Annotated in this window: 14 protein-coding genes and 1 riboswitch; of the genes, 4 read left to right on the forward strand and 10 right to left on the reverse strand. The window is 64.8% G+C overall.

Going from position 1 to position 14,589, the window contains the following annotated elements; all coding sequences use genetic code 11:
* Window positions 1-35 precede the first annotated feature (35 nt).
* Both rpsG and rpsL read right to left on the reverse strand, forming a co-directional pair.
* Window positions 36-506 carry a 30S ribosomal protein S7 gene (gene rpsG, locus ABWP09_RS04940; protein WP_188449620.1) on the reverse strand — a complete coding sequence of 157 codons (471 nt, stop codon included), beginning with the start codon at window positions 504-506 and terminating at the stop codon, window positions 36-38.
* 58 nt (window positions 507-564) lie between these two features.
* On the reverse strand, window positions 565-936 hold the full coding sequence (gene rpsL / locus ABWP09_RS04945; protein WP_188449622.1) for a 30S ribosomal protein S12: 372 nt from the start codon (window positions 934-936) through the stop codon (window positions 565-567).
* A gap of 290 nt (window positions 937-1,226) precedes the next feature.
* Between rpsL and glpD the strand changes: the two genes are divergently transcribed.
* From glpD to trhO, 3 genes are all read left to right on the forward strand, one after another.
* Window positions 1,227-2,687 carry a glycerol-3-phosphate dehydrogenase gene (gene glpD, locus ABWP09_RS04950; RefSeq protein WP_353204034.1) on the forward strand — a complete coding sequence of 487 codons (1,461 nt, stop codon included), beginning with the start codon at window positions 1,227-1,229 and terminating at the stop codon, window positions 2,685-2,687.
* A gap of 96 nt (window positions 2,688-2,783) precedes the next feature.
* Window positions 2,784-3,848: an NAD(P)-dependent alcohol dehydrogenase gene (locus tag ABWP09_RS04955; RefSeq protein WP_353204035.1), complete on the forward strand. Its 1,065-nt coding sequence runs from the start codon at window positions 2,784-2,786 to the stop codon at window positions 3,846-3,848.
* A 187-nt stretch (window positions 3,849-4,035) separates the two neighbouring features.
* Window positions 4,036-4,968, forward strand: coding sequence for an oxygen-dependent tRNA uridine(34) hydroxylase TrhO (trhO, locus tag ABWP09_RS04960; RefSeq protein ID WP_353204036.1), 933 nt, complete (start codon window positions 4,036-4,038; stop codon window positions 4,966-4,968).
* 317 nt (window positions 4,969-5,285) lie between these two features.
* On the opposite strand, the gene ABWP09_RS04965 is transcribed toward trhO, so the two are convergent.
* Window positions 5,286-6,818 (reverse strand): aminoacyl--tRNA ligase-related protein, encoded by a 1,533-nt coding sequence (locus ABWP09_RS04965; RefSeq protein ID WP_353204037.1) that lies wholly within the window; start codon window positions 6,816-6,818, stop codon window positions 5,286-5,288.
* Window positions 6,819-6,914: 96 nt separating this feature from the next.
* Between ABWP09_RS04965 and ABWP09_RS04970 the strand changes: the two genes are divergently transcribed.
* The gene (locus tag ABWP09_RS04970; protein ID WP_353204038.1) at window positions 6,915-7,817 is read left to right on the forward strand and encodes a DMT family transporter; all 903 of its coding nucleotides are present in this window, start codon (window positions 6,915-6,917) and stop codon (window positions 7,815-7,817) included.
* Here ABWP09_RS04970 and ABWP09_RS04975 read toward each other — a convergent pair.
* The 7 genes from ABWP09_RS04975 to ABWP09_RS05005 all read right to left on the reverse strand — a co-directional run bounded on the left by ABWP09_RS04975 (window position 7,814) and on the right by ABWP09_RS05005 (window position 14,391).
* Window positions 7,814-8,440, reverse strand: a complete 627-nt coding sequence (locus tag ABWP09_RS04975) for a DUF938 domain-containing protein (protein ID WP_353204039.1) — start codon at window positions 8,438-8,440, stop codon at window positions 7,814-7,816. The two genes, ABWP09_RS04970 and ABWP09_RS04975, sit on opposite strands and share 4 nt — an antisense overlap.
* 11 nt (window positions 8,441-8,451) lie before the next feature.
* Complete coding sequence (locus tag ABWP09_RS04980; RefSeq protein ID WP_353204040.1) at window positions 8,452-8,958, reverse strand: CcdC protein domain-containing protein; 507 nt, start codon at window positions 8,956-8,958, stop codon at window positions 8,452-8,454.
* A 64-nt stretch (window positions 8,959-9,022) separates the two neighbouring features.
* The gene (gene gcvPB, locus ABWP09_RS04985) at window positions 9,023-10,696 is read right to left on the reverse strand and encodes an aminomethyl-transferring glycine dehydrogenase subunit GcvPB (protein ID WP_353204041.1); all 1,674 of its coding nucleotides are present in this window, start codon (window positions 10,694-10,696) and stop codon (window positions 9,023-9,025) included.
* A complete protein-coding gene (gene gcvPA / locus ABWP09_RS04990; protein WP_353204042.1) occupies window positions 10,693-12,051 on the reverse strand; it encodes an aminomethyl-transferring glycine dehydrogenase subunit GcvPA in 1,359 nt (452 codons plus the stop codon). The genes gcvPB and gcvPA overlap by 4 nt, the downstream gene beginning before the upstream one ends.
* 121 nt (window positions 12,052-12,172) lie before the next feature.
* Complete coding sequence (gcvH, locus tag ABWP09_RS04995; protein ID WP_353204043.1) at window positions 12,173-12,544, reverse strand: glycine cleavage system protein GcvH; 372 nt, start codon at window positions 12,542-12,544, stop codon at window positions 12,173-12,175.
* A gap of 1 nt (window position 12,545) precedes the next feature.
* On the reverse strand, window positions 12,546-13,778 hold the full coding sequence (gene gcvT / locus ABWP09_RS05000; protein WP_353204044.1) for a glycine cleavage system aminomethyltransferase GcvT: 1,233 nt from the start codon (window positions 13,776-13,778) through the stop codon (window positions 12,546-12,548).
* Between the two features lie 172 nt (window positions 13,779-13,950).
* Window positions 13,951-14,043: riboswitch (glycine riboswitch) on the reverse strand.
* Window positions 14,044-14,121: 78 nt separating this feature from the next.
* Window positions 14,122-14,391: a hypothetical protein gene (locus ABWP09_RS05005; protein WP_353204045.1), complete on the reverse strand. Its 270-nt coding sequence runs from the start codon at window positions 14,389-14,391 to the stop codon at window positions 14,122-14,124.
* Between the last annotated feature and the right edge of the window lie 198 nt (window positions 14,392-14,589).

The following is a 14,589-nucleotide window of genomic DNA, read 5'->3' on the forward strand; positions in this document are numbered from 1 at the left end:
TAAACGTCATCGGCAACAGGCCGATTACGCCGCTGTTACCAGCGGTAGTGGCTGAAGGCGCGGTTGGCTTCGGCCATGCGATGCGTATCTTCGCGCTTCTTGACCGCATTACCGCGATTGTTGGCGGCATCCATCAGCTCACCCGACAGGCGCGCCGACATGGTGTTCTCCGACCGCGCACGCGCCGCCGTGATCAACCAACGAATCGCCAGGGCCTGGGCACGCTCGGGGCGCACTTCGACCGGGACCTGATACGTCGCACCACCGACACGGCGGCTGCGGACTTCGATGCCGGGCTTCACATTGGTGAGCGCGTCATGGAAAACCCCGACCGGGTCCTTCTTTGCACGGGCTTCGACGGTTTCCATCGCGCCGTACACGATCAGCTCGGCGACCGACTTCTTGCCGTCGAGCATCACCGAATTCATGAACTTCGAGAGGACCTCATCACCGTATTTCGGATCGGGGAGGATGATACGCTTTTCTGGGCGACGACGACGTGCCATTTCAAATTCCTTGGTTCTTCAGCGGGTCCGGAACACGTCCGGGGCTTACTCTGGCTAATTATTTAGGACGCTTGGCGCCGTACTTCGACCGCGACTGGCGACGATCCTTGACACCCTGTGTATCGAGCACACCGCGAAGGACGTGGTAGCGCACACCGGGAAGATCGCGAACGCGACCGCCACGGATCAGCACGACCGAATGCTCCTGCAGATTGTGGCCCTCACCCGGGATATAGCTGATGACCTCACGCTGGTTTGTCAGGCGGACCTTGGCCACCTTACGCAGCGCGGAGTTCGGCTTTTTGGGGGTCGTCGTGTAGACGCGCGTGCAAACGCCGCGCTTCTGCGGGTTCGCTTCCATCGCAGGGACCTTGTTCTTGGCCTTCTGCGGATCGCGGCCCTTGCGGACCAGCTGGTTGATCGTCGGCATGAATCTCTTCACCTTGAGAAATTGGTTACTTTGCTGGAGCCGAAAGCTCGAAATACAAAAGGGACCGACAGAGGCAATTGCCCCCCGGACCCTGGAATGCATCCAGCAATGTTCAGGCACTCATCCGGTAGCGAACTTCCGGTCAAGCGGGTGTGCGCATACAGTGCGACTCGCCCACGGTCAACAGGAGACCCCTTATGGTGTCATCCCCGCGAAAGCGGGGCCCATATCGGGCGGCTCAAGCTGGGTCCCCGCTTTCGCGGGGATGACAAACTGGCTAGGTGACAGCGATGACATACGATCTCCTTATCGTCGGCGGCGGCATCAACGGCTGCGCGATTGCGCGCGAAGCGTCGCTGCTCGGCCTGAAAATCCTGCTGGTCGAACGCGATGACTTGGCCGCGCACACCTCGTCCGCCTCGACCAAGCTGATCCACGGTGGATTGCGCTATCTCGAATATTACGACTTCAAGCTCGTCGCCGAGGCGCTGCGCGAGCGCGAGCGGCTGGTCAAAGCCGCACCGCACATCATCCACCCCTTGCGCTTCGTGTTGCCGCAGGAAAATTCGGTGCGGCCGTGGTGGATGCTGCGGATCGGCCTGTATCTCTATGATTTCCTCGGCGGCAAGATGTCGCTGCCGCGCTCGCGCGGGCTTCGCAAAAGCGATATCGCGTACAGCGCACCGCTAAAGGGTGGCTCCAGCGGCTTCGTCTATTCCGATGCGTTCGTCGATGATTCGCGCCTGACCGTGCTCAACGCCGTCGATGCCGCCGCAAACGGGGCGGAGATCGTGGTCGGCACCGCGCTCGAATCGGCGCGACGCGAGGGCGAGGTCTGGCGCGCGACGCTGTCCGACGGGCGCGAGGTCACCGCGCGCGCAATGGTCAATGCCGCCGGCCCATGGGTGCATCAATTGCTCGGGCGACTCGGCGTCAATGCCGCCTCGGGCGTGCGGCTGGTCAAGGGCAGCCACATCGTCGTGCCCAAGCTGTTCGAGGGCGACCATGCCTATATCCTGCAACAACCCGACCGCCGTATCGTCTTCGCCATCCCCTATCAGGGTGCCTTTACCGAGATCGGCACGACCGACATTCCCGTCGATGCGCCCGAAGATGCGCACATCGACGCCGATGAAATCGCCTATCTCTGCGAGGCGGTGAATCGCCACTTCATCAAGCAAGTCGGCCCCGCCGACGTCACCTCGACCTGGTCGGGCGTGCGCCCGCTGTATGACGACGGTGCTAGCGAAGCCAAGGAAGTCACGCGCGATTACGTGCTCGAACTCGACACCAATGGCCCGACCTTGCTGTCGATCTTCGGCGGCAAGATCACCACCGCACGGCATCTTGCGGAGGAAGCGCTGGGGAAACTCGCCGGCCCGATGGGCTTCAAGGCCTATCCGGTGACCCGCGCCCGCGTCTTCCCCGGCGGGGCGATCGCCGATCTGCCGAGCTTCATCGCGCAGGTGCGCGCAACCTGGCCGTTCCTCGGCGCTGCGCGCGCCGACCGGATGGCGCATGCCTATGGATCGATGCTGGCCGAAATGCTGGACGGGATCGGCGACGAAGCCGCCATGGGTGCGGCGCTGGGCGGCGGCCTTACTGAAGTCGAGGCACGCTGGCTCCACGACCGCGAATGGGCGCGCAGCACCGACGATGTGCTGCTGCGCCGGAGCAAGCTCGGCTTGCACGTGACCGCGACCGAGCACGCCCGCATCGCGGCGTGGTGGAGCGCAACTTTCCCGCGCTGACGTTGGAACGATCGCGCGGGGTTGCTGGTTACCGCTGCCTGTGCCCCCCTGCCCAGGATTCCGCCCGCGCGCCCCGCCGGCTCTGAAAGATCAACCATGACAACCACAACGCACGCCTTTGCGGCGCATGTCGCCCATGCGCCACTCGCGCCCTTCACCTTCGAACGCCGCGATCCCGGTGCCGACGATGTCGCGATCGACATCCTGTTCTGCGGCGTGTGCCATTCCGATCTCCACACCGTGCGCGGCGAATGGGAGGGGACGCTTTATCCGTGCGTGCCCGGCCACGAAATTGTCGGCCGCGTTTCCGCCGTCGGCACGAACGTCACCAAATTCGCGGTCGGCGACCTCGCCGGCGTCGGCTGCATGGTCGACAGCTGCGGCCATTGCCCGTCGTGCAACGATGGCGAAGAGCAATATTGCGAAACGACCGGCTTCGTCGGCACCTATAACGGCCCGGACACGGTGACGGGTGGCCATACGATGGGCGGCTATTCCGACCATATCGTGGTGAAGCAGGATTTCGTGCTGAAGGTGACGCATGCCGAAGCGGATCTCGCGGCGGTCGCGCCCTTGCTGTGCGCCGGCATCACCACGTATTCCCCGCTGCACCATTGGAAGGTCGGCCCGGGACAAAAGGTCGGAATCGTCGGCCTCGGCGGGCTCGGCCATATGGGGGTCAAGATCGCCGCCGCGATGGGGGCCGAAGTCTATGTCTTCAGCACCTCGCCGGGCAAGCGTGAGGATGCCAAGCGGCTCGGCGCGACCGACCTGATCGTATCGAAGGATGCCGATGCGATGGCCGAGCATCTGGGCAGCTTCGACTTCATCCTCAACACCGTCGCGGCCAGCCACGACCTCGATCAGTTCCTCGTCCTGCTCAAGCGCGACGGCACGATGACGTTGGTCGGCGTACCCGAGACGCCGCATCCTTCGCCCAGCGTCGGTAATCTGATCTTCAAGCGCCGCGCGCTTGCCGGATCGTTGATCGGCGGGATTGCGGAGACGCAGGACATGCTCGATTTCTGCGTCAAGCACGGCCTCACCTCCGACATCGAGATGATCCAGATCCAGGATATCGATGCCGCCTATGACCGGATGGTGAAAAGCGACGTCAAATATCGCTTCGTCATCGATATGCAGTCGTTGAAGGCAGCGTAGCAAATACGGGCGCGCTGGTACGCGTGCCATCTTTACGACGCTTCCCCGGCGGAGGCCGGGGCCCAGTCGCAAAGGTCGAAGTCGTTTAGCGCAGACGCTAACATTCGATCCTTCCGCTCCTGGGCCCCGGCCTTCGCCGGGGAAGCGATTTCGTTTCAAGCGATCCTGTCGTAAAGCGCACAACCTTATGACAGGCCCCTCCCCCATCCACGTCGCCGCGCTCTACCGCTTCGCTCGCTTCCCCCACCCCGCAGCGCTCCGTCAGCCGCTGCTCGACCTGTGCGCCGCGAACGACGTGCGCGGCACGCTGCTGCTCGCGCGCGAAGGCATTAACGGCACGATCGCCGGACCCGAGGACGGCATCGCCGCGGTGATCGCCCACATCCGCGCGCTCCCCAACTGCGCCGACATCGCCGTCAAATACAGCCGCGCCGCGACCACGCCGTTCCACCGCCTCAAGGTCCGAGTGAAGCGCGAGATCGTGACGATGGGCGAACCCGATGTGGATCCCCGCGGCAGCGTCGGGACGTATGTCGCCCCCGCCGATTGGAACGCATTGATCGACGATCCCGACACGATCGTAATCGACACGCGCAATGCCTATGAGGTCAAAATCGGCAGCTTCGCCGGCGCGATCGACCCGCAGACCGATCGGTTCGGCGATTTCCCCGCCTGGGCCCGCGCCAACCGCGCGGCACTGGAAGGCAAAAAGGTCGCGATGTTCTGCACCGGGGGCATCCGCTGCGAGAAATCCACGGCCTTCCTCAAAGCCGAGGGGCTGACCGACGTCTTTCACTTACAAGGCGGTATCCTCAAATATCTTGAGGACGTCCCGCAAAACGAGAGCCGCTGGCACGGCGAATGCTTCGTGTTCGACGAACGCGTCGCGGTCGGCCACGGCCTCGCGCCGGGCACGCACGAACTGTGTCGCGGTTGCCGCATGCCGGTCAGCGCCGCCGACCGCGCAGCGCCGCTGTTCGAAGAAGGCGTCGCCTGCCCGGCCTGCGCCACCACGCGCAACGATGCCAAGCGCGCCGCCTATGCCGAACGCCACAGGCAAGTGAAACTGGCCGAGGGTCGCGGCGAAGCGCATGTCGGCGCGGTCGCGAGGAAACGGTAGCAGGTCACCGATCCACCGCGCCGCCAGCCACCCGTCAGCGGCCCGCTCGCGTTTCGCGCGGACACACATCCGGGAAGTAACGGCGCGAAATCGCGTCGCGCAAAACGCTGTGTCCTACAAGCGGCGCGGCGTGCCATTCTCCCCGGCTGCCGTCGCGCCGACGTCAGACCGCTCTTTGAACCGCCCGTCGCCGCATTTCCCCGCGCGCACGAGTGCGCGAGCAGCCTCGCTTCATCGCGCAAACATCGATTTATCCCTAACTTTAGCCTAACTTTCCACCGCGATAAGATCGCGCGGCCGGCTGACCCTCCGGCGGATCAATAACTCCGCCCGACCAGCACGCGCTCTACCGCCGGATCGCCCGTAAAGACGCACGGTCCGTCCGCTGCCGCCTGCACGATCGGCGCGTTGCGCAGCGTGAGTTTCAGCGCCTTCAGCCGCTCGACCACCGTATCGAGCGCAGGCCCGGTCGGCTTTGCCCATTGCACTTCGAGCCAGCCGGGATTCTTCACGCCCTCGGCAAAATACCGCTCGACCGTGGCGAAATCGGCGGCAGGCGTGATGTTGGCGTTCAGCCGCGCGCGCGCCTCGGTGTGGAGCGACGTCTGGATGTCGGCGAGCGTGGCGGAAACGGTCGCCACGAAATCGCCGCGTGCGATCACGCCGCTGTCGAGCTTGCCGTCCTCGCGGTACAGCCGGTCGCGGCGGATCACCGACACATTGCCGCCGGCGACGTCGCGCCCGCCCACTTCGATCACGATCGGCGCGCCCTTCTTGACCCAGCTCCAGCGCTTGGTCGCGGCCTTGCCGAATTTGAGGTCGAGCAGCGCACGCACCGGCTCGCCGAGCGCCGACTGCGTGGCGAGCTCGGCTTGCAGGCTTTTGCAATAGGCGATGATCTCGGCATCGTCAGGGTTATCGCGCAGCATCGGCACAATCACCACTTGCCACGGCGCGATCACCGGCGGCACGCGCAAGCCATCGTCGTCACCGTGGACCATGATGACCCCGCCGATCATCCGCGTCGACACGCCCCAGCTCGTCGTATTGGCGAGCACGAACTCGCCCTGATCGTTCTGAAAACGAATATTTTGCGCCGAGGCGAAATTGGTGCCGAGGAAGTGCGAGGTGCCGGCTTGCAGCGCCTTGCCGTCCTGCATCATCGCCTCGATGCTGTAGGTCGCGACCGCGCCGGGGAAGCGCTCATTCTCAGGCTTCTCGCCCGCCACCACCGGCAAAGCGAGGCAATCCTCGGCGAAGCTGCGATAGACTTCGAGCATTTTCAGAGTCTCTTCGCGTGCTTCTTCGGCCGAGGCGTGCGCGGTATGCCCTTCCTGCCACAGAAACTCCGATGTCCGCAGGAACATCCGGGTGCGCATTTCCCAGCGCACGACATTGGCCCATTGGTTGATCAGCACCGGCAGATCGCGCCACGACTGCACCCAGCGCGCAAACGCCATGCCGATCACCGTCTCCGATGTCGGCCGCACGACGAGCGGTTCCTCCAGCTTCGCCTCGGGATCGGGCATCAGACCGCCCTTCCCGTCCGACTTCAGCCGGTGGTGCGTGACGACCGCCATCTCCTTGGCGAAGCCCTCGACATGCTCGGCCTCCTTTTCGAAGTAAGAGAGCGGGATGAACAGCGGGAAATAGCAATTTTCATGCCCCGTCGCCTTGATCCGGTCGTCGAGCAGCCGCTGGATTCGCTCCCAGATGCCATAGCCCCATGGCCGGATCACCATGCAGCCGCGCACCCCCGATTCCTCGGCCAGATCGGCCTCGGCAATGACGGATTGGTACCAGGCGGAGAAATCGGCCTCGCGGGTGACGGAGAGTGCGCGTTTGATCATGCAAGCGCGGATAGCGGCTCCGAAGAAATCCGTCACCCTGAACTTGTCTATAGAGAGGTACGCGGCCATTGGGACGCTCATGCAGGGACAGCGTACATGACCAGAGGCGAAGACCGCATCCTCGCTGCGATCGGCCTGCGGCTCATTTCGGTCGGGACGTTCGCGGGCATGAACGTGTGCATCAAGCTTGCCGAGCTGCACGGCGCGGCGCTCGGCGAAATCCTGTTCTGGCGACAATTCGGCGCAGCGGTACTGGTTGGCGGGATTGTGCTGGGCGGGCCCGGCTGGCGCTCGGTCGCGACCACGCGGATGCCCGCACATTTGCTGCGCGCGGTGTTGGGGCTGACCGCGATGGCGTTGACCTTCGCCACGGTTCTCGCGCTGCCGCTGGCCGAAGCAACGACGATCGGCTTCACCATGCCGATCTTCGCGACGATCCTCGGGGCGTTGATCCTGCGCGAACCGACCGGGTGGCACCGCTGGCTGGCGGTGCTCGTCGGGTTTGGCGGCGTGTTGATCGTCGCGCAGCCGGGCAGCGGGCATTTTCCGATCTGGGGCGCGGTTACTGGCCTTGCCGCCGCATCGCTCACCGCCAGCGTGTCGATCCTGCTGCGCCAGATCGGCCGGACCGAGGCGGCGATGACGACGGTGTTCTGGTTCTCGACGCTGTCGATGCTGCCCTTGGGCATCCTCTACGTCTTCGTGTTCAAGACTCATCCGCTCGACGTCTGGCTGCTCCTGGCCGGTGTCGGCCTGCTCGGCGGCGCGGCGCAACTCGCAATAACCTCGGCGCTCGGGCTGGGGCCGGTGTCGGTGGTGGTGCCGATGGACTATTCGTCGCTGATCTGGGCGACGCTGTTCGGCTGGCTGGTGTTCGACACTCTGCCCGGCCCCGCAACCTGGATCGGCGCGCCGATCATCGTGGCGAGCGGCCTGTACATCGTGTGGCGTGAGCATCTGCGACGTCAGACCGAAACGATTCAGGCGTTTACTGCCTAAACGCGGCGGAACACCAACATCACATTGTTCGCGGGCATTTCGATCGTCTGGTCGAGCGCGAAACCCGTTGCCGCGTCGGCCACGGCGCCGACCGAACGGATGCCCCATGCCGGATCGCGCTCACGCAGCGATTCGTCGAAGGCGAGGTTGCTCGGCGCGGTCGGCACATCATTACGCAGAAACGGGCCATAGACGAGCAAAGGCGCACCCGTGTCGAGCACCCGCGCGGCACCCGCCATCAAGCCGAGCGTCGCCTCCCACGGGCTGACGTGCAGCATGTTGATGCAGACCACCGCGTCCGCCCGCGAAACCGGCCAGACCGACGCGCCGGCGTCGAGATCGAGCGGTGGCAGGACGTTGTCAATGCCTTCGCACCACGCCGCAATCGACGTCAGCGCAGCGCGATCGGGGTCGCTCGGCTGCCACTCCAGCGCGGGGAATTCACCGGCGAAATAGGCGGCGTGCTCGCCCGAACCGCTGGCGATCTCGAGCACCGTTCCAGACCGCGGAAGCACCGCCCGCAACACGTCGGCAATCGCCATGCGATTGCGCAGCGTGGCGGGGGCGTGGCGACGATCCTCGCCGGCCGCCTCGCCCGGAACCCATGGAGTCGGATCAGTCATCGCGCCACCGATCAGACTTGCGCGGATTTCATCAGGCGAGTCGCGCGCAAATACATTTCGAGCCGCTGCGCGCTGAACACGCCGAGCGACAAGGCCGCAAGCCCGTCGATCAGCAAGGTGACATCGAGGTGCAGCGCGCTGCCCTCATTCTGCGAAATCGTCTTGAGCGCGAACAGCACCGCGATGAACACGATCGCCCAGATCGATCCCTTCTGCATCAGCTGGCCCGTCGCCAGATCATGCTCGATTCGCATCGTCTTGCCGCGTTGCCAGCCGAGCGCGGCACCAGCCAGCAGCCCGAGCGCGGCGATGCCCCAGCCCGTAACGCTTGGTGGACGCTGAACAAAAATCAGCGCGACCACGCCGCAATAGATCGCCGGGACAATCCACAGCCGATCGATGTTAAGCGGCCGCAACCGCATCAGCCGTGGTGCGCGGATCGCCATGATCACGCCGAAGATCACCAGCGGGAGGAGGATCTGCAACCACCCGTGCGGTTGAGCAATCTGTTCGCGCATATCCAATTCCCCCCTGACCCCGGTACTGCTTTACCGCGCTGCAGCACCGGGGATCAAGCGGCGATCATTCCGCGGCTTGCGCCAGTTCCGGGTCCTTCCACACCAACACCGGCTTGCGCGCCGCCAGCGTTTCGTCGAGCCGGCTGCGCGGCGCGAAGTGTGGCGCGGATTTCAGGCTGACATCGCCCGCTTTCGCGCGCTCGGCGACCGAACGCAACGCGACGATAAACTGGTCGAGTGCTGCCTTGGATTCGGTTTCGGTCGGCTCGATCAGCATCGCGCCGTGGACGACCAGCGGAAAATACATCGTCATCGGGTGGAAACCCTCGTCGATCAGGCCCTTGGCGACATCGATCGTCGAGAAGCCCTCCGCCAGGCCATTATCCGAGAACAACGCCTCGTGCATGCACGGCCCCGACGCGCCAAACGGTGCCTCAAGCGTCGTATCGAGGCTGCGCAGGATGTAATTGGCGTTGAGCACCGCATCCTCCGCGACCTGCCGCAAGCCATCCGCGCCGTGGCTGAGGATATAGGTCAGCGCGCGCGTGAACATGCCCATCTGGCCGTGGAAGGCGCACATCCGGCCGAAGCTGTGCGGATGCTCGTCGCCTGCGGTTTCCTCTTCGATGAGCTGAAGATGCCCGTCCGCCATCCGCGCCGTGAACGGCAACGGCCCGAACGGTGCCAGCGCCTCCGACAGCACCACCGGCCCCGAACCCGGCCCGCCGCCGCCATGCGGGGTGGAGAAGGTCTTGTGCAAATTGATATGCATCGCATCGATACCGAGATCACCCGGCCGAACGCGCCCGACGATCGCGTTGAAATTGGCGCCGTCGCAATAAACGAACCCGCCCGCCGCATGGACCGCGTCGGAGATCACCTTCATGTCACGCTCGAACAAGCCGCAGGTGTTAGGGTTGGTGATCATCACCGCCGCAACATCGGGGCCGAGCCGCGCCAGCAACGCCGCGGTATCGACGCGGCCCTCGGCAGTGGCGGGAATATCCTCGACCGTATACCCCGCAAAGGCGGCAGTCGCCGGGTTGGTGCCATGCGCGCTTTCGGGCACGAGCACGATCTTGCGATGCCCCTCGCCGCGCGCCTCCAGCGCCGCCTTGATGCAGAGCATCCCGCACAGCTCGCCATGCGCGCCGGCTTTCGGCGTCATTGCCACGCCGTACATGCCGGTCAGCGTGATCAGCCAGGTCGCCAGTTCGTTGATCACGCCGAGCGCACCTTGCACGGTATCGACCGGCTGAAGCGGGTGAATGTTGGCAAAACCGGGCAGCCGCGCCATCTTCTCGTTGAGCCGCGGATTGTGCTTCATCGTGCACGATCCGAGCGGGAAAAAGCCGAGATCGATCCCGTAATTCTGACGCGACAGGCGGGTGTAATGGCGCACCGTCTCGGGCTCGGACAGACCCGGCAGACCGATCGGCGCGGTGCGGGCGAGGGTGCCGAGTCTCCCTCTCCCCGCTTGCGGGGAGAGGGGCAGTGCCGGGTTATCGAGCGCAACGCCCGAAGCGGACGCCCCCTCTCCCCGGCCCTCTCCCCGCGAGCGGAGAGAGGGAGAAGACTCGAAATCCACCCCCGTCGTGGTGCTGTCGCCAATCTCGAAGATCAGCGCCTCTTCCAGCATCAGCGCCTTGTTGCCAGTCGTCGTCGGGGAGGCCCCGATAGACTTTGCGCCGCCGGAAATCGGCGCTTCGGGGCGCCATCCACTTGCGTTGATGCTCATGCCAGAATCTCCTGAAGCGCGGACGCCAGCGTTTCGACATCCTCCGCTGACGTCGTCTCGGTCACCGCAACGACGAGGCCGTTCGCGAGGGCACCGACACCCGGATAAAGCCGCCCGAGCGATACGCCGGCAAGAATGCCGCGATCGGCCAACGTCCGCACGACCGGGCGCGCCTCGACCGGCAGTTTCAGCGTGAATTCGTTGAAGAAGGTCGGCGTGACCAGTTCGACCCCGGGCACCTGCGCCAGCCGCTCGGCCGCCGCAACTGCCCCGGCATGGTTGACCGCCGCCAGCTTGCGCAAGCCCGCTTCGCCGAGCAACGTCATGTGGATCGAGAAAGCCAGCGCGCACAGGCCCGAGTTGGTGCAGATGTTCGACGTCGCCTTCTCGCGGCGGATATGCTGTTCGCGCGTGCTGAGCGTCAGCACGAAACCGCGCCGCCCATCGGCATCGAGCGTCTCGCCACACAGCCGACCCGGCATCTGGCGGACATATTTCTCCTTACACCCGAACAGGCCGACATAAGGCCCGCCGAACTGCAGCCCGACGCCGAGCGACTGCCCCTCGCCCACCACGATATCGGCATCCATCTCGCCCGGCGATTTGATCGCGCCGAGCGCGACCGGCTCGGTCACCACGGCGATCAGCAGCGCCTTGTGCGCGTGGCACGCATCGGCCAGCGGCTTGAGGTCGGCGATGCGGCCGAGAATGTCGGAATATTGCACCACCACGCACGACGTGTCCGCATCGATCGCGGCGATCAGCGCGTCGAGATCCGTCTCCGGCCCGAGCGTCGGGACCGATGTCTCCAGCGCATCGCCGGTGAACTTCGCCATCGTTTTGGCGACCGAAACATAATGCGGGTGCAGCCCCGACGACAGGATCGCCTTGCCGCGCTTGGTGATGCGTCGCGCCATCCCGATCGCTTCCCAGCACGCGGTCGAGCCGTCATACATCGACGCGTTCGCCACATCGGTGCCGAGCAGCCGCGCAACTTGCGTCTGGAACTCGAACAGCATTTGCAGCGTACCCTGCGCGATTTCGGGCTGGTACGGCGTGTAAGCGGTGAGGAATTCGCCGCGCTGGATCAGATGATCCACCGAGGCCGGCACATGATGCTTGTACGCGCCACAGCCAAGGAAGAAAGGCGCTTCCCCCGCCGTGAGGTTCTTGCGCGCGAGCGCCGACATGTGCCGCTCAACCGCCATTTCGCTGGCGTGCATCGGCAAACCATGGATCGGCCCGTTAAGTCGCGCGGCTTCGGGCACGTCGACGAACAGATCATCGATCGTCGCGACACCGATCACGCCAAGCATGGCATCGCGGTCGGGCTGAGTCAGGGGTAGGTAACGCATGACACATTCCTCTCCCCTCCCTGGAAGGGAGGGGCTGGGGGTGGGTTGGTATGGGGCTGGCGTTGCGGCACCACTCGGGCCGACCCACCCCCGACCCCTCCCTTCCAGGGAGGGGAGGATCTCACAGCTTCGCGACGAACGCCTGGTATGCGATCTCGTCCATCAACTCGCTCAGCTCGTCCGGATCGGAGAGCGTCAGCTTGTAGAACCAGCCGTCGCCTTCGGGGTCTTCATTGACCAGCCCAGGCGTATCGCCGAGCGCCACATTGGCCTCGATCACGGTGCCCGACACCGGCGAATAGACGTCCGACGCGGCCTTGACCGACTCGACCACCGCGGCTTCGTCGCCCTTGGTCAACTCTTTGCCCTCATCGGGCACGTCGACGAACACGATGTCGCCGAGCTGCTCTTGCGCATATTCGGAAATGCCGACGGTGCCGATGTCGCCATCGACATCGACCCATTCATGATCCTCGGTGAAATAACGGCTCATATCACTTGCCTCCTGCGCGAACGTAGCGGTGGGGAATGAAGGGCATTGCGGTAACGGTCGCGTGATGGACCTTGCCGCGTTGCGAAAGCTGGATCGTGGTGCCGGGGGTGGCGAGTGCGGTCGGCACATAGGCCATCGCGATCGCCGCGCCGACACTCGGTGCAAAGCCGCCGCTGGTCACGCGGCCGATTTCGCCACCGGCGGAGTCGACGACTGCGGCGCCCTCGCGGACGGGCTGGCGACCCTCGATCAGCAGCCCCACGCGCTTGGTTGCGGCACCCGCCGCGCGCTCGGCGAGGATGCGCGTCGCACCCATAAAATCACCCGCCTCACGGCGACGCTTCGACAACGCGAAACCCAGATCGGCCTGCACTGGCGTCGTCGCGGGATCGAGGTCATGCCCGTACAGCGGCAGCCCCGCCTCCAGCCGCAACGAATCGCGCGCGCCAAGGCCGATCGGCTTGACCTCTGGCTCTGCGGTGAGGGCATCGGCGAGCGCTTCGACCTGCTCGGCGGGAACCGAAATCTCGAACCCGTCCTCACCGGTATAGCCCGAGCGGCTGATCCACAGCGGCACGCCGTTCCAATCGAACGCGCCCGCCGTCATGAACACCAGATCGCTCACCCCGGGGACCAGCCGCGCCATCGCATCGATCGCTTTCGGCCCCTGCAGCGCCAGCAAGGCCTGATCCTCCAGATGGTTGATCGCAATGCCGTCGGGCAGAAATTCGAGCAGATGCGCGATATCGTCGATCTTGGTCGCGCCGTTGACGACCATGTAGAAGAGCGGGCTGTCGGGATCGGGCGCGTCATTATCGAGCGGCGACCAGCCGACCGGCTCTGCCACGACATCCTCGGCAGCGTCTGCGAAGGGGCTCGTTGTGGGCAATCGCGTCACCATCAAATCGTCGAGAATGCCACCGTCCTCGGCGAGCAGGAGCGAGTAACGCTGCTTGCCCTCGCCCAGCCCGGCAATATCGGCGGGCAACAAGGCCTCAAGCGCAGCGACGAGATCGGCGCTGCCCTCGGCACGGAAAACGAGCTGGCCCATATGGCTTACGTCGAACAGCCCAGCCGATTCGCGCACCCACAGATGCTCGGCCATGATGCCTTCATACTGGACTGGCATGTGATAGCCCGCGAACTCGACCATGCGTCCGCCCCGCGCGCGATGCCACGCGTCGAGCGGCAGGGCCTCGGTGGCGATCTCGTCGGGAGTGTCCGTATCGCTCATATAAAGGCCTTCCGTGGCGAGGTTCACGGCGCGGCATCACGCGATTCGCGTGGCTGCATCGCCGCCCCCTCTGTCACGGGAACCTGAGAGCTTTGACCCGGTGCCTGACGGCTACGGGCTTACCCCTTCGGTGGCCCCCGCTCAGCGAGCGGGTGCGCTTTCCAGAGTGTCGATAGCCCGCGCGGTCCGGTGGCCTGAGAGATTCCGGGGCGGTTGCTCCTTCGGCGCCCCGGATCAAGTCCGGGGGCTCTCCCGCGCGCGCCTATGCAAGCTACCCTGCATCGACCCGCATAGGTTTGACGCGGTGCAGCAAGCGAGTCAATCCGCCTTGGCGGGCTTTCGTCTATTCCGCAGCGATTGCGCTATCGGGCAGGCCCATCGCGCAAACGCGGCGAAGGATCGCGTTGCCGGCCTCGCTTTGCGCAATCAGGCAGGGGTCATCCCAATCTGACATGTGGAGGAAGGGTTCATCCCCGACCTTCACTTCGGCATAGGTGGCGTGATTTGTGACGGAAACAGCCGCGACGGTTTTAAGTCGCGTGCTAACCTCGAGCTGTTCGTCGGCCGCATATTCCAGGCTCACCATTCCCGAGGGGAGTTCTAGCAACTGCATGATGTGCTCCTCGCAACGCTCATACGCTTTCGCATATCGCCTCTCAAGACCCGCTCAAACGGGCGGGGCGGCACGCGGCGTCGATCACCAGCCCCCAGAATTCATATCTGACCAAGAGCGCATCGGAATCCGGCCCGAGCGGATGACTGAACCGTCCCGGGTTTCCTGGAGGCTATTTGGTTTGAGTCATGCAACCAT

This window comes from Sphingomonas sp. (assembly GCF_040398505.1).
GTDB lineage: Bacteria > Pseudomonadota > Alphaproteobacteria > Sphingomonadales > Sphingomonadaceae > Sphingomonas.